Raw genomic sequence first — 23,222 nt, 5'->3', positions numbered from 1 at the left:
GAGCGGCGCTCGATGTCACGGTTCGCCGTGGTCCGCCAGCGCCGACTTGCCCCGAAACCCTGTCGCCAGGACGTAGAGCTCCGACGAGTCCGACCGGCTCGCCGCCGGCTTCACGTGCCGCACGACCGCGAAGTCGCGCTTGAGATCGGCGAGCAGCGCGCCCTCGGTCCCGCCCTGGAGCACCTTCGCGAGGTAGACGCCGCGCGGCGCGAGGATCGAGCGGGCGAACTCGGCTGCGACCTCCGCAAGGCCCATGATCCGCAGGTGATCGGTTTTCTTATGCCCCGTGGCGTTGGCCGCCATGTCGGACATGACGACGTCGGCGGGCCCGCCCAGCATCTCGATGAGCCGGCCGGGCGCCGTCTCGTCGAGGAAGTCGAGCTGCACGAAATCGACGCCGGGGAGCGGGTCGATCGCGAGCAGGTCGATGCCCACCACCTTGCCCCGCCCTGCGAGGCTGCCCACCCGCGTCGCCGCGATCTGCGACCAGCCGCCGGGCGCCGCACCGAGGTCGACCACCCGCTGGCCGGGCTTGAGGAGCTTGTACTTGTCGTCGATCTCAAGAAGCTTGTAGGCCGCGCGGGAGCGATAGCCCTCTCGCTTGGCCTTGGCCACATAGGGGTCGTTGAGCTGGCGCTCCAGCCATTTCTGCTGCGAGGTGGTGCGCTTCTTCGCCGTCTTCAGGCGAACCGAGAGGTTGCGGGCCCCCTCCCCCTTCTTCTCGCTCACCGGCCGTTCCGCCGGCGCCAGACGCCGTCCTCGCGCATCAGCTTCATCAGGATCCCTTCCCGCAGGCCCCGATCCGCGATCCGCAGGCGCGGAGACGGAAAGGCGCGCCGGATCGCTTCCAGGATCGCGCAGCCCGCGAGCACGAGATCGGCACGATCGCGCCCGATGCAAGGGTTGGCGGCGCGGTCGTCGAAGCCGGTGTCGAGAAGATCCTCGATCACCTCCGAGATCTCGCCGTCGAGCATCCACAGCCCGTCGACCCTGCGCCGGTCGTAGCGTGGCAGGCGAAGGTGGATGCCGCCCACCGTGGTGACCGTGCCGGACGTGCCCAGCAGGTGGAAGCCCGGCGCGAGCGGCGCGCGCGCGGCTGTCAGGGCGAAGGGCTCCAGGAGGTTCGCCACCTCCTCCACCATCACCTCGAAGGCCTCGCGCGAGACGTCGAGACCGCCGTGCCGCTCGGCGAGGGTGACCACGCCCACGGGCAGCGAGTCCCAGGCGCGGATGCGCTTCGTCGGATCCGCGAGCGGGCTCGCGGCCTGCCCGTCGAGCCAGGCGATCTCCGTCGAGCCGCCGCCGATGTCGAAGATGATGACGGAATGCGCGTTGGGGTCGGCGAGAGCGGCGCAGCCCGTGACCGCGAGATAGGCCTCCGTGCGCCGGTCGACGATCTCGAGATCGAGGCCGAGCTCGCTGCGGACGCGGTGAACGAAGGCCGGCCCGTTATCGGCCATGCGGCAGGCCTCCGTTGCCACGAGGCGCGCCCGCCGCACGCCGCGGGAGGCCATCTTGTCCTTGCAGATGCGCAGCGCCTCCAGCGTGCGGTCGATCGCCTGCGGGCTCAGATGTGCATTCGCCGCAAGCCCCTCCCCGAGCCGCACGATCCGCGAGAACGCGTCGACGACGCGAAAGCTGCGGTGCGACGGCTCAGCGATCAGGAGGCGGCAATTGTTGGTGCCGAGATCGAGGGCCGCGTAGGAGACCCTGGGCCGGGGCTGCGGCCGTGGAGCGGGCTCCTCGGCCGCGCGCCCGGTCCAGGCGGGCGCGACGGCGCTCCGGCCGGGCTCCGACTCGGCGTCCTTCGGCACGACTTGCTCTCTGACCTGCAACGCCCTGTTCCCTCGGGGCCCGCTCGCGTGAGGACCGGGCCGTGTGACTTAGGGATGAGAGTAACAACGGCGTGTCCCCGCTGCCAAGCCTCGCCTTCCGGGGCTGATGACGCAGGTCTCGTCCGGTGATGGCGGGGGCGGCCCTTTTAAGCGGCGGCTTTCGCCTCTTGCAGCTGCGCGCGGCTGATCGGGCGCAGGAGCCCCTTCACCTGGATGTAGGTCCTGGGCCGGTTGATCACCTCGTCGAGGCGCGACCACAGGATCTTCGGCGAGAAGGGCTTGGCGATGATCTCGTTCACCCCGAGCGACATGGCGCGGTCCACCACGTAGCGGCGCGGCTTCGACACCATGAGGATCATGGGGATCGAGGGCGCGGGCGAGGTGGCCGGGGTGCGGGTGAGGCGGATGAATTCCTCGCCGCTGAGGATCGCGAGGTCCCAGTCGAGGATGACGAGATCGGGCTTGCTCTCCGCCAGGACCCCGAGGGCCTCGGCCCCGTCCGGCGCCTCCAGGACGCGCTTGATGCCAACGCGGGTGAGCATGTCGCGCAGGATGCGGCGCATGTAGAGGCTCTCGTCGACGACGAGGGCGGCGAGATCGGGGAAGGTGGGGGTAGCGATCATCGCGTGGAGGCCGATCCAGGAGCCCCGTCATCCTAGGACGCGGGCCTTACTCGTTCCTGTCCGCGCGTCTGCCCCTTTCGATCATGGTTGACGAACGATGAAGCCGCCTTGCCCTGCCCTGGGCCGGGTCATAGCCTCCCACCGGGAGGCTTCCATGACCCTCGACCCAAAGGACCTCGCGGCCAGGCTCTATACGGCCGTCCTCTCGGACGTGCTCGACGAGATGGGCCACATGAACCAGGCGCTGCGCTCGTTCGTGCGCCCCCTCGACGACGGCTTCGTGATGTGCGGCTTCGCCCGCACCGGGCTCTATCGCCCGGTCTACGCGGTCGAGCCCGGCCGGAATCCGTACGAGATCGAGATGGACCTCGTGGACGGGCTGAAGCCTGGGGAGGTCTGCGTGCTGGCCTGCGGCGGGCCGACGGAGCGGATCGCGCCCTGGGGCGAGCTCCTCACCACCGCGGCCTGGGTGCGCGGCGCGGCCGGCTGCCTCACGGACGGGCTCGTGCGCGACGTTCGTCGGATTCGGGAGATCGGCTTTCCGGTCTTCTGCGGCGGCATCGGCCCGCTCGACACGAAGGGACGCGCCGAGATGGCGGCGATGGACGTCGCGGTCGAGGTCGCTGGCGTGCGGATCGAGCCCGGGGACCTGATCTTCGGGGACGCGGACGGGTGCGTGGCGATCCCGCACGCGATCGCTCAGGAGGCGGTCGGCCGGGCGCTCGAAAAGGTCTCGGCCGAGAACCGCACTCGCGATGCCCTCCTGGAGGGCACCTCGCTGCGAGAGGTGTTCGAGCGGTTCGGGGTTCTTTAGAGACGCGGGATCAGAGGCTCGCGCGGGCCTCCCGGCGCGACGGAGCCCGGCGGCGCTCGGAGCGGGCCTCGGCCTCGCGGAAGCCTGCCTCGCCCGCGGGCTGGCGCTTCACCGGGCCGATCACGGCGCGCAGCAGATCCATGCCCCGGGGATCCGTATCGAGCGCGGAAGCGTTGAGGTTCGTCACGGCGTCTTCCCTTTGGACAGGCCGGCTTCGTTGGCGTCCGGCGTTCCCATCTGAGAGGAACGAGAGAGCCCAGCCCTTCGTTCCTGGCAGAGTCATATTTATTAATCTTTCGTGAAGTGTGGCGGCGCACAGGCCAGAATGAGGCAGCCCCGGAACCACCCTTGCCGGAGCCTGTTCCTCACCTGTCGCGAAGCGCGGGCGTGAGCGGGGCGGGGATTTTCAGGTGCAATCATCGGCCGACGAGAAACGAACGAAGGAGCACGCCAGGCCCGGGCGGCCGCGTGCCCTCGTGCTCGTGAACGCGAAAAGCCGCCTCGGTGCAGACGTGGCCGATTCGGCCGGCGATCTCCTGGGCAGCCGCGGGCTCGACGTCCGCGTCGAGGATTGCAACCAGTCGGGCGGCCTGTCCTCCCTCATTCGGCGCTTCGCCGACCGGGTCGACCTCGTGATCGTGGGCGGAGGCGACGGTACGATGAACGCCGCCGCGGCCGGCCTCATCGAGACCCGCCTCCCCCTCGGCATCCTCCCCTTGGGCACTGGCAACGACCTCGCCCGGACCCTCGGCCTGCCTCTGACCCTCGAAGCCGCAGCGGACGTCATCGCGGCGGGGCATCAGGCGGAGATCGACGTCGGCGAGGTGAACGGCCTCCCCTTCTTCAACGTAGCGAGCATCGGCCTCAGCGCCGAGCTCGCCGTCTCGCTCACAGGCGACCTCAAGCGTCGCTGGGGCCGATTCGGCTATGCCATCGCGGCCATGCGGGTGCTGACCCATGCCAAGCCCTTTCGCGCCACGATCCGGAGCGCGGACGGGAGCGCGCGCGTGGTCACCCTCCAGGTCGCGGTGGGGAACGGGCGCTTCTACGGCGGCGGCAACGTGATCCGCAGCGATGCCCGCATCGACGACGCGAATCTGGACCTCTACAGCCTTGAGATGACCCGCGCCTGGAAGCTTGCCCTGATGGCGCGCTCGTTTCGGATAGGCGAGCACGGCGCCTGGCGGGAGGTGCGCCAGGTCCGCGCCGAGGAGTTCGACGTCATCACTCGCCGCCCGAAGCCCGTGAACGCGGACGGGGAGATCATCACCCGCACGCCAGCCCGTTTCCGGGTCCTCCCGAAGGCGGTGCGTGTCTTCGTGCCGAAGCCCGAGCCCTCGGCCCCATGATGAAGCGCCTTCCCTCGCCCAAGCTCGCGGCGACCGGGACGTCGACGGGGACCGCCAAGCGGGAGATCGGCGTCCTCGTGGTCATCGCCCTCGCGGCGGCGGCGATGCTGCTGTTCCTCACCCTCGTCGACGCAGTCACCGACGCGCGGGCCATCCCGTTCGACCGCGCGATCATCCTCGCCCTGCGCAATCCCGCGGATCTCTCGGACCCGATCGGGCCACTCTGGTTCGAGGAGGTGGCGCGGGACATCACGGCTCTCGGGGGCTTCACGATCCTGACGCTGATCACGCTCGCGACCGTCGGCTTCCTCGCAATGAGCCGCATGACCCACGCGGCCGTCCTCGTGGCCGTCGCGGTGGGCGGCGGAACGGTGCTCTCAACCATCCTCAAGTCGGCCTTCGACCGGCCGCGGCCCGATCTCGTGCCGCACGCCACGGAGGTCTTCACGGCCAGCTTCCCGAGCGGGCACGCCATGATGTCGGCGGTGACCTATCTCACCCTCGGCGCGCTCATCGCCCGCCTCGACCCGAACCGGCGCGTGAAGGCATTCGTCCTTGCGCTCGCGGTCGTGATCACACTCCTCGTCGGCGCGAGCCGGGTCTATCTCGGCGTCCACTGGCCCTCGGACGTGCTGGCCGGCTGGTGCGTCGGGTCGATCTGGGCGACGCTGTGCTGGCTTGTGGCCCGACGCCTGCAACGGGCGGGGCAGGTCGAGCGCGTCGCCCCGCGCCAGGTCGAACCCGCGGACGGCGCGGAGAAGCCGGCCCGCCACGAAAGCGAGCCGCGCCTGGTTCCCGGCGCCCCGGCGGCCCCTATCCCGGCATCCCGTCTGCGCGAACCCGCAGGTAGAGGCTCGGCACGCCCTCCTTCGTGAACGCCATCACGTCGTAGGCCTCTGGGTCGGGCCCCGCCATCCCGGGCGAGCCGACCGGCATCCCGGGGACCGCGAGCCCGGCGATCGCCGGGCGCTCGCGCAGGAGACGCTCGGCGGCGTGCGCGGGGACGTGCCCCTCGAGAACGTAGCCCTCCAGGAAGGCCGTGTGGCAGGCCTGAAGCGCCGCCGGCACCCCTGCCCTCGCTTTGACCTCCGCGAGATCGGCCACGGGCTTCTCCGTGACCGCGAAGCCCGCGTTCCGCATGTGCTTCGCCCAGCCCGCGCAGCAGCCGCAGGTCGGATCCTTGTAGACCGTCAGGGGCGTCGCCGCGCCGGCCGGGAGCGCGCCGGATCCGGCGAGCGCGAGGGCGGCGAGAACGGTGCGGCGGGTCGGCTGGACGTCTGCCATGGCGGAGCTCTCCGTGACGATGGGCCTAGAGATGGGGGCACGGCGGGACGCTGTCAGCCCCGTGCGGCGCATCAGGCGCGCCGGGCCGTGAGGATCCGCGCGGAGACGAAGCCGAGCGCCGCCACCATGGCGGCCTCGATCGCGAGCGTCGGGCCCCGCCCGATCCAGGCAAGGCCTAAACCCGTGATCACCGGTCCGGCGGCGGCGCCCAAGAAGAAGAAGCAGGCATGCACTGCCACGGCCGAGGCGCGGGCCTGCGGGTTCAGCTCGGTGACGTTCACCTGATAGGTGTTGTGGAGCATGTAGAAGCCGAGCCCGATCCCGAGCATGGCGGCGGCGTAGACCCGCCAATCATGCGCGAAGCCGATGAGAAGGAGCCCGGCGGCGCACACGACCCCGCCGAGGCTGAGCATGACCCGCGTTCCAAGCGTGCGCAGCATCCAGGCCACGAGGGCCGAGAAGATCAGGCCGCCGATGGCGAAGGCGGAGAGCGCGAGCCCCGCCTCCGTGGGGCCACCGGCCTTCTCGGCCTCCAGCAGGGTCGCGATGAACGGGAAGATGCCGAACACCGCCACCCCCTCGACGAAGACGAAGGAAAACAGTGCTCTGGCGCGGGGATTGGCGAGGAACGCCCGGTAGCGGGCGATCGCGACGGGGATGCTGAACGGCGATGTCGGCGGCCCGCCGCGCACGGCTCCCGTGAGCAAGGCGCCCGTGGACGCGAACACAAGGCCCGCGCAGACGATGAAGACGCCCCGCCAGCCGATCCAGCCCACGAGGATGCCCGCCACGGAGGCGCCGAGGAGCTGCGCCGCGATGACGGCGACGAGGAAGCGGCTGATCGCCACCTGGCGGCGCTCCATCGGCACGCGGTCGCCGAGCATGGCGAGGCAGAGCGGGATCACCCCGCCCGCCGCCGCGCCGCACACCACCCGCAGCGCGAACAGCGTCTCGGCATTCCGCACGAAGGCCGAGGCGACGAGCGCCAGCGCCAGCACGACGAGGCACACCCGCATCACCCGGATCTTGCCGAGCGCGTCCCCCACGGGGCCCAGGATGAGCTGGATCAGGGCGTAAGGCAGGGCGAAGGCGGTGGCGAGGAGCGCGATGGTCTTGGGCTGGCTGCCGAGATCCGACGCAATGACGGTCACCATCGGGTCGGCGGTTCGCGTCGTGAAGGTGCTGGCGAAGCCTGCGACTGCGAGCACGATGATGATGCGGCGGACGGACCCCGCCTGGGCGTCGGATGGGTTCATGTCCCCCGACGCTAACGGCACAGCCGCGCCAAGGCGAGCCCCCGCGCCTTGCAACGCGCGCGCGCCACCCCTGCGCCTCGTGCTCGTCGGGCACATCGTGCTAGGCTCCCCCGATGACGCAGCACCTCCTCCCCGCCGCCCTGCTCCTGCTCGCAGCCGTTCCGGCCTCGGCGCGTCCGGACTGCCGTCCGCCTCGCGATCTGCCCCCCGGCGTCACGCCGCCGCAGCGGGTCGGCTGCCCGGCCGCGGCACCGGCGGCGAATGGCGGGCTTCGCCCCGGCCGCACGCCGGGTTTCGTGGATCTCGGCAACGGCACCGAGGTGCGAATCAGCGGCCGCGTGCGCGTCGAGACCGGCGCCAGCCGCTGACACGAGCCTGTCAAGCCTGCAGGCGGAACCGGGCGGCCTCGAACGGCATTGTTCATCCGTAACAATGTTGAGGAGAGACGCGATGCTCTTTTCCGCCTCCGAAGGTCGGCATTGGCGGTATGAGGTCTGCGAGCATTCGGACGGCTATCTCGTTCAGATGCGCGATCTCGAGACAGGCGATCTTCACGAAACCTTCGCGACCATCTTCCGCACGCTGCCGGTGGCCTTCGCATACGCCGATATGTCTGCCGCGCTCGATCGTTATGCTGCGGCGGAACTGGAGGCGATCGACGACATCTCGTTCGCGGCGGAGCTTCAGACCACCGAGCGCCACTTCATCACCTTGAGCGAGTCGCTGCAGGACAGCGGTGTCGAGGGAAGCGCCCTGCTGGCCTGGGAGCGCGTCGCCCGCACCAGCCCCGAGACCCGGGTCCTCCACTAGCCGCCGCCAGACGATCCCGCCCGCGATTGCATCGCGGGCCGAAATCGCCACATCCTGCTGGCGATGAACGACAGTTCCAAACCTCTCAAGACGGCGAACCCCGCAACGGCTCCTGCCCCGGCGGGGTCTTCGGCCATCGATGCCTTCCTCGGCAGCGCCAAGCGGCTTGCTCCGGTCGCCGACTCGGATCCGCGCGGGCGGCTCGTCTTCGCGCTCGACGCGACGATGAGCCGGCAGCCCACCTGGGATCTGGCCTGCCGGCTTCAGGCGGATATGTTCGGCGCGACCGCGTCCCTTGCGGGGCTCGCGGTCCAGCTCGTCTACTTCCGGGGCTTCGACGAGTGCCGCTCCTCGCGCTGGGTCGCCGACGCGGCGGCGCTGACCTCGCTCATGGGCCGGATCGACTGCCGCGGCGGCCAGACCCAGATCGCACGCGTGCTGCGGCACGTGCGCACCGAAGCCGGGCGGACGCCGGTGCGGGCGCTCGTCTATGTCGGCGACGCCATGGAGGAGCCCGTCGACGAGCTCTGCGCCGTGGCGGGCGAGCTGGGGCTTCTCGGCGTCAAGGCTTTCATGTTCCATGAGGGCGCCGACGCGGACGCCGGCCGGGCCTTTCGCGAGATCGCGCGGCTGACGGGCGGCGCCTACGCTCATTTCGACGCCGGGGCCGCGGGCCGGCTCGCAGGCCTCCTGCGGGCCGCCGCGGCCTATGCGAGCGGCGGCACGGTGGCGCTCCACCGCCTGGCATCCCGGGAAGGCGAGGCGCGCCGGCTCCTCACGGCGATGCCGGGCGGCGGCCGATGAGCCTTCTCTACGGCCTCGCGGCCCTGGCCGTGATCTGGTGGGTCTCGAAGTTCTTCGCGGGCGCGAACCCCGCCGTGCTCGCGCGGACCGCGAAACGGGTCGGCGGGGTCGCGGCTCTCGGCCTTGCCGCCTTGCTGCTCGTGCGTGGGCGGATCGACATGGCGCTTCTCGTGGGCGGCGCGGGCGGGTGGCTTCTCGGATGGGGCTGGATGCCGTTCCCGCGCCTTGGTCAAAGCCCGCGGAGCACGCCCTCCTCCGGGGCCGTCTCGCGCGTCCGCTCCGCGATGATCGAGATGGAGCTCGATCACGATACGGGACACATGTCCGGCTCGGTCCTGGCCGGCGCCCATGCCGGGCGCCGCCTGGGGGACCTGCCCGAGCCCGCCCTCAAGGCGCTCCTCGCCGAGTGTGCCGCCCGCGATCCGGACGGCCTGCGGCTCCTAGAGGCGTATCTCGACCGCCGGTTTCCCGGCTGGCGTGTAGACGCTGATCGAGACCACGACGCGGGGCCTGGTGCCCAGGCGAAGCCGGGCGCGATGACGGAAGAGGAGGCCTATCAGATCCTGGGCCTTGAGCCCGGCGCCCCGCCCGAAGAGATTCGGCGGGCCCACCGGACGCTCATGATGAAGCTCCACCCCGACCAGGGTGGAACGACCTACCTTGCGGCCCGGGTCAACGGGGCCAAGGAGATCTTGCTGAGCCGACATCGCTGATACTCCACGCGCGGACGGCCATACGGGCCGCTGTCGGTTTTACTGGCAGGCATCGGACGGCGCCGCTCCGGGCGCCGGCCCTGCGATCCGCGGTCAGCTGCGGGTCGCGAAGCAGTTGAACCCGTTGCGCTTCAGGGTGCGGCAGGCGTCCTGCGCGTCGTCGGCCTCGCTGAAGCCCGAGAAGCGGGCCCGGAACAGGGTCGAGCCGTCGCGGGTGACCTTCTCGGTGAAGGGTGAGGCCTTGGCGAGGGTGCGGCCACTGCGGGACTTCGCGGCCTCGAGCATCTCCTTGGCCTTGCCCTCGTCGTCCACGGCGCCAAGCTGGATCACCCACGCGGAGGCGGCAGCGCGGGCGGGCTCGGGCTTCGTCTCGGCCTTGGGCTCCGCCTTGGCGACGACGGTCGCCGGACGGGGAGCCTCGGCGCGGGCGGCGTGGGCGGCGGGAAGCGGCAGCGCCGCAGAGTCCGCCGAAGCGAAGGCCGAGGCGGACGCCGGGGTGCCGGCAGGCCCCTGGTTCCAGCGAAGCGCCGGCCCCGAGCCGGGCGTCGTCGTCGAGCCGCCGGCGGCGGAGGCGACGGCCGGGCGCATGGCATTGAGGTCGAGGGGCGCCTTCGGCCGGGCCTGGGGCACGGGGGTCGTGGTGGCGGTGGTCTCCACGTTCACGTCGGCCCGGGCGCGAGGCGCCTCCTTGGGGGTCTCCTTGGGCGCCTCGGCCACGACCGCCGGACGAGCCGGGACCGGGGTCTGGTCGCCCGCCACGAGGATCGGGGCCGTCTGGCGTGCTCCGGCGTAGGCGCGAGGCAGGAGCGTCTCCACGAGATTCGTGACGATCCCGTCCCGGTGGGCGCCCGAGCGCCCGCCGAGCACCACGGCGACGATATGGCGGTCGTCGGTCTTCGCGTTCGTCATCAGGTTGAAGCCCGACGCGCGCACGAAGCCCGTCTTGATGCCGTCGACGCCCTCGACGCGGCCGAGAAGCCGGTTGTGGTTGCCGTGCACCCGGCCCGCGAACTCGAACTGGCGGGTCTGGAAGTACTTATAATATTTCGGGAACCGGTCCTGGATCGCGCGCGCCAGGATCGTGAGGTCCCGCGCCGTGGTGACCTGCTGCGGGTTGGGCAGGCCGGAGGCGTTGCGGAACACGGTGCGCGACATGCCGAGCTGGCGGGCGCGGCGGGTCATCAGGTCGGCGAAAGCCGTCTCGGAGCCCGCGACGTTCTCGGCGATGGTCGCCGCCGCGTCGTTGGCGGATTTCGTGACGAGGGCGAGGATCGCGTCCTCCACGTCGATGGTGGAGCCCGCGCGCAGGCCGAGCTTCGAGGGCGCCATGCCGGCCGCGCGCGCCGAGACGGCGAGCGGCGTATCGAGCTGGTAGCGCCCGCGCTCCAGCTGCTCGAACAGGAGATAGAGCGTCATCACCTTCGTGACCGACGCGGGATGGCGCAGGGCGTCCTCGTTCACCGCGTGGAGGGTGCGGCCGGTCTTCACGTCGACCACCATGGCGGCATAGGGCGGGTTGTAACCGCCCGAGGCGCGCTTGCGCCGCGCCGCATCCGCCGGAGAGGCGCTCGCCACGAGGACGGTCGCCGCCGCTCCCACCGCCATCGCCAGCGCTGCGATACGCCCGCGCTGACCAGACACGCTACCCCATACCATCGTGACGCCCGTCCTCGTCCTGCCGGCTTCGATCCGTGCTGCGGGCGCCGTCCGGAGACGGCGTGCCCGCAACGACACACCCCAAGACGGTAGGACGACGCGGTTACGGGGGAGTTAATCGGATCACGGGGGATCTTCGACTTTTGTGCAGTGCACAATATTCTTGACAGCGAATGGTGCAGTGCACATACTGGCATCGCTCGCTTCCCGATGGTGGCGGCGAACCTGACATCAGCGACGAGAAGGCGGCGCGCCGCGCCGAAGCAGCCATGAACCAGTTCGAGAACATCCAGCAGTTCGGCAAGGACAACGTCGAGGCCACCATGAAGGCCTTCGGGACCCTGTCGGCCTCCGCCCAGACGATCGCCGTCGAGGCCGCCGACTACGCCAAGAAGTCCTTCGAGCACAGCAGCGCCACGCTCGAGAAGCTCGTCGGCGCCAAGACCCTCGACAAGGCGATCGAGATCCAGACCGACTACTTCAAGGCGTCGTACGAGGGCTTCGTGGCCCAGGCGACCAAGATGGGCGAGCTCTACACGAACCTCGCCAAGGAGTCGTTCAAGCCGATCGAGGGTCTGGTGGCGAAGGTCGGCGCGGGCAAGTAAGCCCCCTACCTCTCTCGGAAGGACCCAGACGTCCGGCCCCTGCGGCCGGGCGTTTTGCGTTTTCAAGGCTCCAGGCGTCGCCGCATATCGTCGCTCTGGCGAAGCGGGCTCGTCGCCTATAGATTAGGGACTCACACGGGCTGGGGTGGTCCGCTCCAGGCCATACGGGCCTTGGCGGACCAGTCGGGTTGTAGACCAGGATCACGATGTCCGCGGACGTCCACACCTTTCACGGATTGCCTGCGACGCGGCTGGCGAAGGAGCCGCGCGCGCCGGGTGGCGACGACGACGGCCGCCAGGGCACCGCGATCATCACCCGGACGAAAACCCGTACCAAGCGCCCCAACCTCTACCGGGTTCTGCTGCTGAACGACGACTACACCCCCATGGAGTTCGTCATTCACGTCCTCGAGCGTTTCTTCAACAAATCCCGCGAGGACGCCACGCGCGTCATGCTCCACGTCCACCACAACGGGGTCGGGGAGTGCGGAATCTTCACCTACGAGATCGCCGAGACCAAGGTGACGCAGGTGATGGACTTCGCCCGCAAGCACCAACATCCTCTTCAGTGCGTTATGGAGAAGAAGTGACCCGGTCCACCGCAAAGATCGCAGAGGCCCCCCTTGCCGAGCTTTTCACGCAGCCTTGAACAAGCGCTCCACCGGGCCCTCGCCCTCGCAGGCGAGCGACGGCATGAATATGCCACCTTGGAGCATCTCCTTCTGGCCCTCATCGACGATCAGGATGCCGCCGCGGTCATGCGGGCCTGCAACGTCGACCTCGAGATGCTCAGGCGCAATCTCGTCGAGTATGTCGACACCGAACTCTCCAACCTCGTCACCGAAGCCCGTCAGGACTCGAAGCCGACCGCCGGCTTCCAGCGCGTCATCCAGCGCGCGGTGATCCACGTCCAGTCGTCCGGCCGTGAAGAGGTGACCGGGGCGAACGTGCTCGTGGCGATCTTCGCCGAGCGCGAGAGCCATGCCGCGTATTTCCTGCAGGAGCAGGACATGACGCGCTACGACGCCGTGAACTACATCTCCCACGGCATCGCCAAGCGCGCCGGCATGTCCGAGAGCCGCCCCGTCCGGGGCGTCGAGGAGGAATCCTCGACCGAGCGGCCCACCGGCGAGGACGGCGACGGCCGCCAGAAGAAGAAGGGCGACGCGCTCGACGCTTACTGCGTCAACCTCAACAAGAAGGCGAAGGACGGCCGCATCGATCCGCTCATCGGGCGCGAATCGGAAGTCCAGCGCACCATCCAGGTTCTCTGCCGCCGGCAGAAGAACAATCCCCTCCTCGTGGGCGATCCCGGCGTCGGCAAGACGGCGATCGCCGAGGGGCTGGCGCGCAAGATCATCACGGGCGAGGTGCCGGAGGTGCTGCGCACCGCCACGGTCTTCGCCCTCGATATGGGCACCCTGCTCGCCGGCACCCGTTATCGCGGCGACTTCGAGGAGCGCCTCAAGCAGGTGATGAAGGAGATCGAGGCGCATCCCAACGCCATCATGTTCATCGACGAGATCCACACCGTGATCGGTGCGGGAGCCACGTCGGGCGGCGCGATGGATGCCTCGAATCTCCTCAAGCCCGCGCTGGCGCAAGGCTCGCTGCGCTGCATCGGCTCGACCACCTACAAGGAGTATCGCCAGTACTTCGAGAAGGATCGGGCCCTCGTGCGCCGCTTCCAGAAGATCGACGTCAACGAGCCGTCGATCCCCGACACGATCGAGATCGTGAAGGGCCTGAAGCCCTACTTCGAGGACTTCCACAAGCTGAAATACACCAACGACGCCATCAAGGCGGCGGTGGAGCTCTCGGCCCGCTACATCAACGACCGCAAGCTGCCCGACAAGGCGATCGACGTGATCGACGAGACGGGTGCCTCGCAGATGCTCGTCCCCGAGAACCGGCGCAAGCGGACCATCGGCGTGAAGGAGATCGAGACCACGATCGCCTCCATGGCGCGGATCCCGCCCAAGACGGTGTCGAAGGACGATGCCGAGGTGCTCTCGAACCTCGAGACCTCGCTCAAGCGCGTGGTCTACGGCCAGGACACGGCGATCACGGCCCTCACCGCCTCGATCAAGCTCGCCCGGGCGGGCCTGCGCGATGCGGAGAAGCCCATCGGCTGCTACCTGTTCGCGGGTCCCACCGGCGTCGGCAAGACCGAGGTCGCCAAGCAGCTCGCACAGACCCTCGGGGTGGAGCTCCTGCGCTTCGACATGTCGGAGTACATGGAGCGCCACACGGTGAGCCGCCTCATCGGCGCGCCTCCGGGCTATGTGGGCTTCGACCAGGGCGGCCTCCTGACCGACGGCGTCGACCAGCACCCCCACAGCGTCCTCCTCCTCGACGAGATCGAGAAGGCGCATCCGGATCTGTTCAACATCCTGCTGCAGATCATGGATCACGGGAAGCTCACGGACCACAACGGCAAGCACGTCGACTTCCGCAACGTGATCCTGATCATGACGTCGAACGCCGGCGCGGCCGACATGGCCAAGCAGGCTTACGGCTTCACCCGCACCCGGCGCGAGGGCGACGACATGGAGGCGATCAACAAGCTGTTCGCCCCCGAGTTCAGGAATCGCCTCGATTCGGTCATATCCTTCGGGCATCTGCCCAAGGAGGTCGTCTCGAAGGTGGTGGACAAGTTCGTCCTCCAGCTCGAGGCGCAGCTCGCCGACCGCAACGTCACGATCGAACTCTCGGACGAGGCCCGCGACTGGCTCGTGGAGCACGGCTACGACGAGGCGATGGGTGCCCGGCCGATGGCCAGGCTCATCCAGAGCACGATCAAGACGCCGCTCGCCGACGAGGTGCTGTTCGGGCGCCTCAAGAACGGCGGAGCGGTCCGCGTGGTGGTGAAGACGGAAGAGGGCGACCGCCGGACGCTCGGCTTCGACTATCCCGAAGGGCCGGTCACCCCGAAGCCCGAGAAGGACGTCGCCGACGCCAAGGACAAGCCCAAGCGCAAAGCCCGCTCGGCGCAGGCGCGGACTCCGAAGCCCGACAAGCCGAAAGGCGGCGAGGGCGGCGTTCGCACGGTGCCGAAGGTCCCCCTCGTGAAGGCATAGGACGACGATGCAGGACGACGGCCTCCAGATCGACACCCCCGCCATCGCGGCTCCGGCCGTGCCCGCCAAGCCGCAGCTGTCCTGGCGGGAGAAGCGGTGGGAACGCCGCCGCAAGCGGAAGTTCGCCGAGGAGGTTCTCGGCTGGATTCTGGTGCCGTTGATCCTGGCCGGCTGCTACGGCCTCGTGGTCGCCGTGCTCGCGGCTCTCGGCACCACGCCGGGCGCCGTCGTCCAGGCTCTCGGCCAGGCGCGCGGCGCGCTCTAAGCCGTCCCTGACGTCCCGAAACATGGCCCCGTCCCGTGATCCTGGCGGGGCGGCGTTTTCGCGTGAGCTAGAGGAGCCCGAGCTGACGGAGCTCGCGGCGCATCGCCTCGGGCATGGTGGCGATGTCGCCCTCCGCGCGGTCGAGATCCCGGGGCGCGTCGGCGAGCGTGAGATAGCGCCAGCCCTGGAAGGGCCGGCAGGGCCGCCCGGCGACGGGTACGATCGCGGCGTCGAGCACGAGATGGCAGCGGCCGATGCCGTCCGCGTCGGTGAAAGGCCGCACGGCGAGAAGCCGCTGGCGGCAGGCGATGTGCCCCTTGATCACCCAGAACAGCGATCCACCCCCGGTGAGCTCCTCCATGCGCTTGGGAACCATGCGGGTGGTGTGGCGCTGCTCGTAGACCTCGCCGCGCGCGAGGGCATCGGCACGCCTTTGCGCGATCCAGTCCTCCAGGTCCTGGATCGATTCGGCGCCGACGCAGAGCTTGAGCAGGTGCAGCGACACGTTCGGCTCTCCGCGAGACGCATCCAGGCGGGCGCCCGGAGCCTCAAGATCAGGGTCGAGGGGTAGACCAGACGCCGCCGATAGGGCCAGCCCGCCGCCCCCGCAAGAGCCCTGTCGCCGCAGGGCGGGTCACGCCTCGTCGGGCTTGACCACCATGAGGCGGGCACCCTCGGCGACCTGGGCACCGGGCTCCGCGGTTACGTCCGCGATCTCCCCGTTGACCGGCGCGGTGAGGACGTGCTCCATCTTCATCGCCTCGACGACGGCGAGCCGCTGGCCCTTCTCGACCCGGTCGCCCGCCGCGACGAACACCGCGACCACCTTGCCGTGCATGGGCGCCTTCACGGTGCCGCCCTCGTCCATGTGCTCGAGATCGACCGCGAAGGGATCGTGGAAGCCCACGAAGGTCTGCCGCCCGCCGCGCAGCACGTAGACGCCCGTGGGCGTCATGATCGTCTCGGCCCCGGCATCCATTCCCGGCGAGGCTTCAGCGGTCCCGACCCGGACCGTGCGGCCCCCATGCCCGTCGAGAACCAGAGACGCGTCGACCCGCTCGCCATCGACGACGAGGGGCACCCCGACGCTCGCTCCGCCCACCAGCCGGAACCCGTCGCCGGCGTCCCAGGGCGACAGGGGCTCGCCCGGCCGGCGCCGGCTCTCCAGGCGCTCGTCCTCGCGGGCGAGAAGCGCCGCCGCGCCCGCCTCCACCGCTCGATCGTCCCGCGCCTGCGGCACGGCGCCGAGCGCGTCGAGGTTGCGGTCGATGAAGCCCGTATCGAAGGGTCCGGTGCGGAACTCCGAGGCGTCGCAGAGAGCCTTCAGGAAGGCGACGTTCGTGCGGGGGCCCGCCACCACGGTCTTGCCGAGGGCCGCGCTCAGGGCGTCGAGCGCCTCGTCGCGGGTCGCCCCGTGGGCGATCACCTTGGCGATCATCGGATCGTAGAACGGCGTCACCTCGTCGCCCTGGCGCACGCCCGTGTCGACCCGAAGCCGCTCGCCCGCGGGGAAGCGCAGGGCATGGAGGCGCCCGGTCGAGGGCAGGAAGCCCCGCTCCGGATCCTCGGCATAGAGCCGCGCCTCGACCGCGTGCCCGCCGATGGAGAGATCGTCCTGGGTGAAGGGCAGCCGCTCGCCGGCTGCGACCCGGAACTGCAGCTCCACGAGGTCGAGCCCCGTGATAGCCTCGGTGACCGGGTGCTCCACCTGGAGGCGCGTGTTCATTTCCATGAAGAAGAACCGGTCGGGCCGCAGGCCCTCGCGCCCGTCCGCGATGAACTCGACCGTGCCCGCCCCCACATAGCCGACGGCGCGCGCGGCCTCGACGGCAGCGCGGCCCATGGCGGCCCGCATCTCCGGCAGCATGCCGGGCGCTGGCGCCTCCTCGATCACCTTCTGGTGCCGGCGCTGGAGCGAGCAGTCGCGCTCGAACAAATGAACCACGTTGCCGTGGCCGTCGGCGAAGACCTGGATCTCGACGTGACGCGGCGACAGGACGTATTTCTCGACGAGCACCCGCGGATCGCCGAAGGCGCTCGACGCCTCGCGCTGAGCGCTGGCGAGCGAGGCGTCGAACTCCGCCGCCTTGTCGACCCGCTTCATGCCCTTGCCGCCGCCGCCCGCGACCGCCTTGATGAGGACCGGATAGCCGATCTCGTAGGCTTTCTGGCGCAGGAACTCGGGCTCCTGCTTGGCACCGTGGTAACCCGGCACCACGGGAACGCCCGCCCCCGCCACGAGCGCCTTGGCGGCGTCCTTGAGGCCCATGGCGCGGATGGCGGAGGCCGGCGGGCCGACGAAGACGATGCCGTTCGCGGCGCAGGCATCGGCGAAGTCCGGCTTCTCCGACAGGAAGCCGTAGCCCGGATGGATGCAGGCGGCACCGGACGCCTTCGCGGCCTCGATGATGCGGCCGATGTCGAGATAGCTCTCCCGGGCCGCGGCCGGGCCGATCAGGTGCGCCTCGTCCGCCATCTCGACGAAGAGCGCGTTTGCATCCGCCTCGGAATAGACCGCGATGGTGCGCATGCCGAGCCGCCGGGCGGTGCGGATGATGCGGCAGGCGATCTCGCCGCGATTGGCAATCAGGACGGATTCGAGCACGGGCGGTTCCTCGGACCGGCGGATGGCCCGCCCGTCATGCGGCGCACCGTCCGTATGGTCAAGTGGCAGGAGACCGTGTCCCGTATGGGAAGGTGGCTGGGGTGATCGTGGGCTGGCGGTCGCGCTGTCGGGGGCTGGCGGTTTAGCCATCCCCGTCATGCTGAGGAGCCTGCGCAGCAGGCGTCTCGAAGCACGCACCACGCCTGCCGCAGCCGTCCGGAGACCTTTGGAGCGCCCTTCGAGGCTCGCTCCGCTCGCGCCTGAGGACGAGGGTCAGCATGGGAACAGCGGGGTGGGAGACCGCTGGTTTGCCGTAGTACCCCCTCACCCCGTGGCACTTCGTGCATCCCTCTCCCCAGGGGACAGGGGAGTGCGTCTCACAAGACGTTCGGGAGCACGAAGAAGCCGCCGACGAGGAAGACGAGGAGGATCATCGTCGCGAGCTTGAGGCGGCGCTCGGTGAAGTCGCGGATCTGGACGCCATAGACCCGAAGCGCGAGGGCGAAGAGCAGGAAGAACGTGAAGCGTGCGACGACCGAGCCGAGCAGGAATTTCAGGACGTCGAAGTGCAGGAAGCCCGACATGATCGTGACGATCTTGAACGGGATCGGCGTCAGGCCCTTGGTGACGAGCACCCAGAACCAGAAATCCTTCGACGTGGCGATGAGCTCGTTCGCCTTGTCGGCCAGGCCATAGGCCGAGATGATCCAGACGCCCAGCGTGTCGTAGAGCAGCGCGCCGATGCCGTAGCCCACGATCCCGCCCGCGACCGACGCCACAGCGCAGACGATCGCATAGGACCACGCCCGGTGCGGGTTGGCGAGGCACATGGGGATGAGGAGGGGCAGCGGCGGGATCGGCGAAAGCGAGCTCTCGACGAAGGAGACGGCTGCAAGCACCCACACCGCATAGGGGTGGGATGCGAAGGAGACGATCCAGTTGTAGGTGCGTTGCAGCATGGCTTGAGAGGTCCTGGCAGGCGGCGTGGAACATAGGCCAAACCGGGTTAAAGACCAGTGCCACCGGCCGAAAATCGTCTAGAGCCTCGGCCGCGGCACGAGTCCCGCCCGCACGCGTAGGTCGAGAAGGAGTCCGGCCGGATAGGTCGCCAGGACGGGAGCGGAGGGTAGGCCCGCGGCGGCGAGGAGGCGGGCCGCCCAATGATTGCAGACGTTGAAAGCGCTGAAGGTGCCCCTCGCCTCGTAGAACAGGCTCGGCCCATAGAGCCCCTGCCCCAGCTCCACCGGCCCGCCGTCCCGCACCGCGACGCTCTCGCCCATGCGGCGGACGAGGCGCGCAAACCCCTCGTCCGTCAGCGAAATGTCGACCAGCTCCGCTGATTGGAACAGGATCCCTGGATCCTCGGACAACCCGACGACATGGAGGACGGAGCCGTTGCCGGGCCAAAGAAGAGCCCGCAGGGCAAGCCAAGGGTTGAAGCCGCCGGGTGGAGCGGGCGCCCGGTAGAACCGCGCCTCGCCCCAGCCGATCTCGACAGCCTCGTAAGCCTCGAACCGCTGTGCGAGCGCCGCGAGACCGCCCTGGCCCGCCGCCCGCGCGACCTGCAACAGGCGCTCGCGCGGGAGCACGAGACCGGTGTGGAAGCCGTTCGTGACGAGGTGGACCACGATTGCCGGCTCGCCGGGCTTCGGCGGCCAGAGCGCCGGGTCGGCGCCCCTCGCGGTGAGGACGACCGCGCCGGCAGCCAGGGTAACGACGAGCAGGAGGGCGACGCCGGCCCGGGCGAGCCGGCGTCGCACCACCGGCGTTACTCGCCCCGCAGCCGCCGAAGCGCCTCGTCGATCTTCGCGATCCGGCCCGTCGCCTCATCGCGGCGCTCGCGCTGCTCGTCGACCACCTCCTCGGGGGCGCGCGCCAAGAAGTCGGCATTGCCGAGCTTCGCATTGATCTTCGCGACGTCGCCCTCGAGCTTTCCGCGCTCCTTGGAGAGGCGGGCGGTCTCGGCCGCGAGGTCCACCACGCCCTCCAGCGGCAGCGCCGCCGTCTCGCCCCGCACGATGAGCTGGACGGAGGCCTTGGGCGCCGCCTCCGTGAAGGCGATGTCGGACAGGCGGGCCAGGCGGCGCAGCACGTCGCCCCAGCGCTCCACGCGCTCGCGGGTCGCGGGCGAGGCGCCGACGAGCTGGAGGGGAATCTGGGCGCCGGCGGGCACGTTCGTCTCCTGGCGCGCCGAGCGGATTTCGGTGACGAGATCCACCACCCAGCCGATCTCGGCCTCGGCCTCGGGATCGCGCGGGAGGTCGGCGGCGGGCCAGCGGCTCAAGGTGAGGAGCGGCTCGTCGCGCGCTGGTCCCTCGGCCCCCTTGGCGGCCCAGAGCTCCTCCGTGAGGAAGGGCATGAAGGGGTGCAGGAGCTTGCAGATCAGGTCGAGGAGATGGGCGATGGTGGCGCGCGCCTCGTCCTTCGCTGGCCCGTCCTCGCCCTGGAGCACGGGCTTCGACAGCTCCAGGTACCAGTCGCAGAACACGTTCCAGACGAACCGGTAGGCCGCGCCGGCCGCCTCGTTGAAGCGGTAGGACGTGATCCCCGCCGTGACCTCGTCGACCGCGCGGGCGGCCTCGGTGAGGGCCCAGCGATTGAGCGTTCCCTCGGCGGCGGCAGGGTCGAAGCCCGCCACGCGAACGCAGCCGTTCATCTCGGCGAAGCGCGCCGCATTCCAGATCTTCGTCGCGAAGTTGCGGTAGCCCTCGACGCGGGAGATCGCGAGCTTGATGTCGCGCCCCTGCGCCGCCATGGCGGCGAGGGTGAAGCGCAGGGCGTCGGCGCCGTACTGCTCCGTGAGCTGGAGCGGGTCGATGACGTTGCCCTTCGACTTCGACATCTTGGCGCCCTTCTCGTCGCGGACGAGGGCGTGGATGTAGACGTCCCGGAACGGGACCTCGTCCATGAAGTGAAGACCCGCCATCATCATCCTGGCAACCCAGAAGAAAATGATGTCGAAGCCCGTCACGAGGACGTTCGTCGGGTAGTAGCGCTTCACCTCAGGGGTCGCATCGGGCCAGCCAAGCGTCGAGAACGGCCACAGCGCGGAGGAGAACCATGTGTCGAGGACGTCCGGGTCGCGGGTGAGCGTCACGTCGCGCCCATGCTTCGCGCGCGCCTGCGCCTGGGCGTCGGCCTCGGACATCGCGACGAACGCGGTGCCGTCGGCGTCGTACCAGGCTGGGATCTGGTGCCCCCACCAGAGCTGGCGCGAGACGCACCAGGGCTCGATGTTCTCGAGCCACTGGAAATAGGTCTTCTCCCAGTTCTCGGGCACGAACCGCGTCTTGCCCTCGCGCACCGCCGCCATGGCGCGCTCGGCGAGCGGCTTCACGTTCACGTACCATTGGTCGGTGAGATAGGGTTCGACCACCACGCCGGAGCGGTCGCCGTGCGGCACGGCATGGGCGTTGGGCTGGATGTCGGCAAGGAGCCCGCGCTCGTCCATGAGCGCCACGACGCGCTTCCTCGCCTCGAACCGGTCGAGGCCCTGGAGCGCGAGCGCCACGGGGAGGTCGTCCCCCGAGGCGCCCGCCAGGAACGCCTCGTTGCCCTCGAGCGCGATCCGCGCCTCCGGGTCGAAGATGTTGATGAGCGGCAGGCTGTGGCGCCGGCCGACCTCGAAGTCGTTGAAGTCGTGCGCCGGCGTGATCTTGACCGCGCCCGAGCCCTTCTCCGGGTCGGAATAGTCGTCGGCGACGATCGAAATGCGGCGCCCGACGAGGGGCAGGACAGCGAAGCGCCCCACGAGATCGCGATAGCGCTCGTCATCCGGGTGCACGGCGACGGCCGCGTCGCCGAGCATCGTCTCCGGGCGGGTTGTTGCGACCGTGATGAAGCGCCCGGGCTCCCCCTCGATGGGGTAGCGGAAGTGCCAGAGGCTGCCCTTCACCTCGACCTGCTGCACCTCAAGATCCGAGATCGCCGTCTGGAACTTCGGATCCCAGTTCACGAGGCGCTTGTCGCGGTAGATCAGGCCCTCGGCGTGGAGGTCCACGAACACCTTCAGCACCGCCGCCGAGAGGCCCTCGTCCATGGTGAAGCGGGTGCGGGACCAGTCGCAGGAGGCGCCGATGCGCTTGAGCTGGTTGAGGATCGTCTGCTCCGATTCCTCCTTCTGCTTCCAGACCTCGGCAAGAAAGGCCTCGCGTCCCATCGTGCGGCGGTCGCTGCGGTTCTCGGCCGCGAGGCGGCGCTCGACCACCATCTGGGTCGCGATGCCGGCATGATCCGTGCCGGGCTGCCAGAGCACGTCCTTGCCGCGCATGCGCTCGAAGCGGCAGAGGATGTCCTGGACCGTGTTGTTGAGGGCGTGCCCCATATGGAGCGAGCCCGTCACGTTCGGCGGCGGGATCACGATCGTGAAGGGCTCGGCGTCCCGCCGCTCGGGCCGCCCCGCCCTGAAGGCCTCGGCCTCCTCCCAGCGGGCGGCGATGCGCGCCTCGACGGCGGCGGGATCGAAGGTCTTGTCCATCATGGGGCGGTGCCGGCAGGGTTGGCGCAGGATCCTGCGCGAAAACATGCCGGTTAGAAACCGAAGGCGGGGCGGCAAGTCAACCGATGCCCGCCCTCCGCTCCCCGTTTCGACGCGGCCTAGCGGCCGCCGCGGGCCACGCGCTCGATCTCGGCCCGAACCTGGCGCTCCACGATCGTGGGCAGGTTGTCGTCGAGCCAGGCCTTGAGCATCGGCCGCAGCATCTCCTTGACGAGATCCTCCAGCGTCCGGGCATTGTTGCTGAGCACGGTGTTGGCCAGCATGTTGAAGGCCTGCGACACGGAGGCGTCCGTGGCGGCCGAGAGCAGGCGATCCTCGAAGTCGGCTTCGGGCGCCCGGGGTGCGGGCGGGGCGGGCGGCACCGGGGCCGGCGAGAAGGCCGCGACCGGCTCCGGCTCGAAGTCCGGCTCGGGCTCCGGCTCGTCGTCCAGGCCGATCGAATCGAAGTCGATCTGGCCGGGATCCTCGTCCCGGAAGGCGATGTCATCGTGGTCGATGTCGAGCGAGGGAGCGGCCTTGGGGGCCGGCTGGGCCACCATGGCGAGGTCGAGAACCTCGTCGTCCTCCTCGACCGGTGCCGGCGCGGGCGCAGGGGCCGCACGGGCCGGAGGCGGCGCCTTCGCGCTCTCCTGGTCGTCGGAGATGATCCTGCGGATCGACGCGAGGATCTCCTCCATCGACGGCTCTTGCGACTTCGGGTTCGCTGAACTCATGCCGGGTAACCGCTCACTGGACGATGGGTCGGGGAATCACCCCCCGCTCGGCCTTGATTCGTTGTACGCGACGCGGGGGATGCGATCAAAGCTGGGCCGCGCCGGCCCACACAAAAATGCCGTCCCGATCTCGTTCGGCCGCGCCCTGCGGGAACTCGGCCACACATGCGCGACCGCAGCCGCGGCCGATCGCATCGGTCGCGCCTCATCTGCTGCTCGTGGGGGATACGATCAGGCCGACGATGCCGGCCTCAGGAAGCGTTCCGGCGGACGTGAGACGTCCGCCCGCTGCCTCAGTCTCCTGAGGGGGTC

The 23,222-nt window shown here is 69.8% G+C and carries 24 protein-coding genes; 11 read left to right on the top strand and 13 right to left on the bottom strand.

Annotation, left to right across the window (positions count from 1 at the left end; translation table 11 throughout):
• Positions 1-15: 15 nt before the first annotated feature.
• From F0L46_RS20635 to F0L46_RS20625, 3 genes are all read right to left on the bottom strand, one after another.
• Positions 16-729 carry an RlmE family RNA methyltransferase gene (locus F0L46_RS20635; RefSeq protein ID WP_149821108.1) on the bottom strand — a complete coding sequence of 238 codons (714 nt, stop codon included), beginning with the start codon at positions 727-729 and terminating at the stop codon, positions 16-18.
• Positions 726-1,814: a Ppx/GppA phosphatase family protein gene (locus tag F0L46_RS20630; RefSeq protein ID WP_149821106.1), complete on the bottom strand. Its 1,089-nt coding sequence runs from the start codon at positions 1,812-1,814 to the stop codon at positions 726-728. The genes F0L46_RS20635 and F0L46_RS20630 overlap by 4 nt, the downstream gene beginning before the upstream one ends.
• A 167-nt stretch (positions 1,815-1,981) precedes the next feature.
• Entirely contained in the window at positions 1,982-2,458 is a 477-nt protein-coding gene (locus F0L46_RS20625) for a response regulator (protein WP_149821104.1), read from the bottom strand.
• A gap of 154 nt (positions 2,459-2,612) precedes the next feature.
• On the opposite strand from F0L46_RS20625, the gene F0L46_RS20620 reads away from it, so the two are divergent.
• The gene (locus F0L46_RS20620; RefSeq protein ID WP_149821102.1) at positions 2,613-3,272 is read left to right on the top strand and encodes an RraA family protein; all 660 of its coding nucleotides are present in this window, start codon (positions 2,613-2,615) and stop codon (positions 3,270-3,272) included.
• A 10-nt stretch (positions 3,273-3,282) separates the two neighbouring features.
• On the opposite strand, the gene F0L46_RS26295 is transcribed toward F0L46_RS20620, so the two are convergent.
• Positions 3,283-3,459 (bottom strand): hypothetical protein, encoded by a 177-nt coding sequence (locus tag F0L46_RS26295; RefSeq protein WP_188312064.1) that lies wholly within the window; start codon positions 3,457-3,459, stop codon positions 3,283-3,285.
• 223 nt (positions 3,460-3,682) lie between these two features.
• On the opposite strand from F0L46_RS26295, the gene F0L46_RS20615 reads away from it, so the two are divergent.
• Complete coding sequence (locus F0L46_RS20615) at positions 3,683-4,621, top strand: lipid kinase (protein WP_149821100.1); 939 nt, start codon at positions 3,683-3,685, stop codon at positions 4,619-4,621.
• Positions 4,618-5,496 (top strand): phosphatase PAP2 family protein, encoded by an 879-nt coding sequence (locus F0L46_RS20610; protein WP_149821098.1) that lies wholly within the window; start codon positions 4,618-4,620, stop codon positions 5,494-5,496. Before F0L46_RS20615 ends, F0L46_RS20610 begins: the two co-directional genes overlap by 4 nt.
• On the opposite strand, the gene F0L46_RS20605 is transcribed toward F0L46_RS20610, so the two are convergent.
• Both F0L46_RS20605 and F0L46_RS20600 read right to left on the bottom strand, forming a co-directional pair.
• Positions 5,435-5,905 carry a DUF411 domain-containing protein gene (locus tag F0L46_RS20605; RefSeq protein WP_149821097.1) on the bottom strand — a complete coding sequence of 157 codons (471 nt, stop codon included), beginning with the start codon at positions 5,903-5,905 and terminating at the stop codon, positions 5,435-5,437. The two genes, F0L46_RS20610 and F0L46_RS20605, sit on opposite strands and share 62 nt — an antisense overlap.
• A 71-nt stretch (positions 5,906-5,976) precedes the next feature.
• Positions 5,977-7,161, bottom strand: coding sequence for an MFS transporter (locus tag F0L46_RS20600; RefSeq protein WP_149821095.1), 1,185 nt, complete (start codon positions 7,159-7,161; stop codon positions 5,977-5,979).
• A gap of 113 nt (positions 7,162-7,274) precedes the next feature.
• Here F0L46_RS20600 and F0L46_RS20595 point away from each other — a divergent pair, with 113 nt between their 5' ends.
• The 4 genes from F0L46_RS20595 (at position 7,275) to F0L46_RS20580 (ending at position 9,488) form a co-directional block, all read left to right on the top strand.
• On the top strand, positions 7,275-7,529 hold the full coding sequence (locus tag F0L46_RS20595) for a hypothetical protein (RefSeq protein WP_149821093.1): 255 nt from the start codon (positions 7,275-7,277) through the stop codon (positions 7,527-7,529).
• Positions 7,530-7,611: 82 nt separating this feature from the next.
• The gene (locus F0L46_RS20590) at positions 7,612-7,971 is read left to right on the top strand and encodes a hypothetical protein (RefSeq protein WP_149821091.1); all 360 of its coding nucleotides are present in this window, start codon (positions 7,612-7,614) and stop codon (positions 7,969-7,971) included.
• Between the two features lie 63 nt (positions 7,972-8,034).
• A complete protein-coding gene (locus F0L46_RS20585; RefSeq protein ID WP_188312063.1) occupies positions 8,035-8,775 on the top strand; it encodes a VWA domain-containing protein in 741 nt (246 codons plus the stop codon).
• On the top strand, positions 8,772-9,488 hold the full coding sequence (locus F0L46_RS20580) for a DnaJ domain-containing protein (protein ID WP_149821087.1): 717 nt from the start codon (positions 8,772-8,774) through the stop codon (positions 9,486-9,488). Before F0L46_RS20585 ends, F0L46_RS20580 begins: the two co-directional genes overlap by 4 nt.
• 93 nt (positions 9,489-9,581) lie before the next feature.
• Here the strand turns inward: F0L46_RS20580 and F0L46_RS20575 are convergent, their stop codons facing one another.
• Entirely contained in the window at positions 9,582-11,093 is a 1,512-nt protein-coding gene (locus tag F0L46_RS20575) for a D-alanyl-D-alanine carboxypeptidase (RefSeq protein ID WP_240540089.1), read from the bottom strand.
• A 320-nt stretch (positions 11,094-11,413) separates the two neighbouring features.
• Here F0L46_RS20575 and F0L46_RS20570 point away from each other — a divergent pair, with 320 nt between their 5' ends.
• The 4 genes from F0L46_RS20570 to F0L46_RS20555 all read left to right on the top strand — a co-directional run bounded on the left by F0L46_RS20570 (position 11,414) and on the right by F0L46_RS20555 (position 15,094).
• Positions 11,414-11,749 carry a phasin family protein gene (locus F0L46_RS20570; protein ID WP_149821083.1) on the top strand — a complete coding sequence of 112 codons (336 nt, stop codon included), beginning with the start codon at positions 11,414-11,416 and terminating at the stop codon, positions 11,747-11,749.
• A 206-nt stretch (positions 11,750-11,955) separates the two neighbouring features.
• Positions 11,956-12,339 (top strand): ATP-dependent Clp protease adapter ClpS, encoded by a 384-nt coding sequence (gene clpS, locus F0L46_RS20565; RefSeq protein WP_149821081.1) that lies wholly within the window; start codon positions 11,956-11,958, stop codon positions 12,337-12,339.
• Positions 12,340-12,372: 33 nt separating this feature from the next.
• Positions 12,373-14,829, top strand: a complete 2,457-nt coding sequence (gene clpA, locus F0L46_RS20560) for an ATP-dependent Clp protease ATP-binding subunit ClpA (RefSeq protein WP_149821079.1) — start codon at positions 12,373-12,375, stop codon at positions 14,827-14,829.
• A gap of 7 nt (positions 14,830-14,836) precedes the next feature.
• A complete protein-coding gene (locus F0L46_RS20555) occupies positions 14,837-15,094 on the top strand; it encodes a hypothetical protein (protein WP_149821077.1) in 258 nt (85 codons plus the stop codon).
• Between the two features lie 67 nt (positions 15,095-15,161).
• Here the strand turns inward: F0L46_RS20555 and F0L46_RS20550 are convergent, their stop codons facing one another.
• The 6 genes from F0L46_RS20550 to F0L46_RS20525 all read right to left on the bottom strand — a co-directional run bounded on the left by F0L46_RS20550 (position 15,162) and on the right by F0L46_RS20525 (position 22,874).
• Complete coding sequence (locus F0L46_RS20550; protein ID WP_149821075.1) at positions 15,162-15,599, bottom strand: DUF1489 family protein; 438 nt, start codon at positions 15,597-15,599, stop codon at positions 15,162-15,164.
• Positions 15,600-15,728: 129 nt separating this feature from the next.
• Positions 15,729-17,699: an acetyl-CoA carboxylase biotin carboxylase subunit gene (locus F0L46_RS20545; RefSeq protein WP_188312062.1), complete on the bottom strand. Its 1,971-nt coding sequence runs from the start codon at positions 17,697-17,699 to the stop codon at positions 15,729-15,731.
• A 377-nt stretch (positions 17,700-18,076) separates the two neighbouring features.
• Complete coding sequence (locus F0L46_RS20540; RefSeq protein WP_149821071.1) at positions 18,077-18,658, bottom strand: YqaA family protein; 582 nt, start codon at positions 18,656-18,658, stop codon at positions 18,077-18,079.
• A gap of 78 nt (positions 18,659-18,736) precedes the next feature.
• Positions 18,737-19,462 carry a DUF2459 domain-containing protein gene (locus F0L46_RS20535; protein WP_149821069.1) on the bottom strand — a complete coding sequence of 242 codons (726 nt, stop codon included), beginning with the start codon at positions 19,460-19,462 and terminating at the stop codon, positions 18,737-18,739.
• Between the two features lie 5 nt (positions 19,463-19,467).
• Positions 19,468-22,179 (bottom strand): valine--tRNA ligase, encoded by a 2,712-nt coding sequence (locus tag F0L46_RS20530; RefSeq protein WP_149821067.1) that lies wholly within the window; start codon positions 22,177-22,179, stop codon positions 19,468-19,470.
• A 116-nt stretch (positions 22,180-22,295) separates the two neighbouring features.
• A complete protein-coding gene (locus F0L46_RS20525; RefSeq protein WP_149821065.1) occupies positions 22,296-22,874 on the bottom strand; it encodes a PopZ family protein in 579 nt (192 codons plus the stop codon).
• Positions 22,875-23,222 lie beyond the last annotated feature (348 nt).

The organism is Salinarimonas soli, from assembly GCF_008386575.1.
In the GTDB taxonomy this organism is placed as follows: Bacteria; Pseudomonadota; Alphaproteobacteria; order Rhizobiales; family Beijerinckiaceae; genus Salinarimonas_A; species Salinarimonas_A soli.
This window is presented reverse-complemented; position numbering and strand designations above follow the sequence as displayed.

Coding starts and splice junctions, on each gene's coding strand:
- F0L46_RS20625 (WP_149821104.1), bottom strand. CDS start 2,458: ATGATCGCTACCCCCACCTTCCCCGATCTCGCCGCCCTCGTCGTCGAC.
- F0L46_RS20620 (WP_149821102.1), top strand. CDS start 2,613: ATGACCCTCGACCCAAAGGACCTCGCGGCCAGGCTCTATACGGCCGTC.
- F0L46_RS20610 (WP_149821098.1), top strand. CDS start 4,618: ATGATGAAGCGCCTTCCCTCGCCCAAGCTCGCGGCGACCGGGACGTCG.
- F0L46_RS20605 (WP_149821097.1), bottom strand. CDS start 5,905: ATGGCAGACGTCCAGCCGACCCGCCGCACCGTTCTCGCCGCCCTCGCG.
- F0L46_RS20600 (WP_149821095.1), bottom strand. CDS start 7,161: ATGAACCCATCCGACGCCCAGGCGGGGTCCGTCCGCCGCATCATCATC.
- F0L46_RS20595 (WP_149821093.1), top strand. CDS start 7,275: ATGACGCAGCACCTCCTCCCCGCCGCCCTGCTCCTGCTCGCAGCCGTT.
- F0L46_RS20590 (WP_149821091.1), top strand. CDS start 7,612: ATGCTCTTTTCCGCCTCCGAAGGTCGGCATTGGCGGTATGAGGTCTGC.
- F0L46_RS20585 (WP_188312063.1), top strand. CDS start 8,035: ATGAACGACAGTTCCAAACCTCTCAAGACGGCGAACCCCGCAACGGCT.
- F0L46_RS20580 (WP_149821087.1), top strand. CDS start 8,772: ATGAGCCTTCTCTACGGCCTCGCGGCCCTGGCCGTGATCTGGTGGGTC.
- F0L46_RS20575 (WP_240540089.1), bottom strand. CDS start 11,093: ATGGCGGTGGGAGCGGCGGCGACCGTCCTCGTGGCGAGCGCCTCTCCG.
- F0L46_RS20570 (WP_149821083.1), top strand. CDS start 11,414: ATGAACCAGTTCGAGAACATCCAGCAGTTCGGCAAGGACAACGTCGAG.
- clpS (WP_149821081.1), top strand. CDS start 11,956: ATGTCCGCGGACGTCCACACCTTTCACGGATTGCCTGCGACGCGGCTG.
- F0L46_RS20555 (WP_149821077.1), top strand. CDS start 14,837: ATGCAGGACGACGGCCTCCAGATCGACACCCCCGCCATCGCGGCTCCG.
- F0L46_RS20540 (WP_149821071.1), bottom strand. CDS start 18,658: ATGCTGCAACGCACCTACAACTGGATCGTCTCCTTCGCATCCCACCCC.
- F0L46_RS20530 (WP_149821067.1), bottom strand. CDS start 22,179: ATGATGGACAAGACCTTCGATCCCGCCGCCGTCGAGGCGCGCATCGCC.
- F0L46_RS20525 (WP_149821065.1), bottom strand. CDS start 22,874: ATGGAGGAGATCCTCGCGTCGATCCGCAGGATCATCTCCGACGACCAG.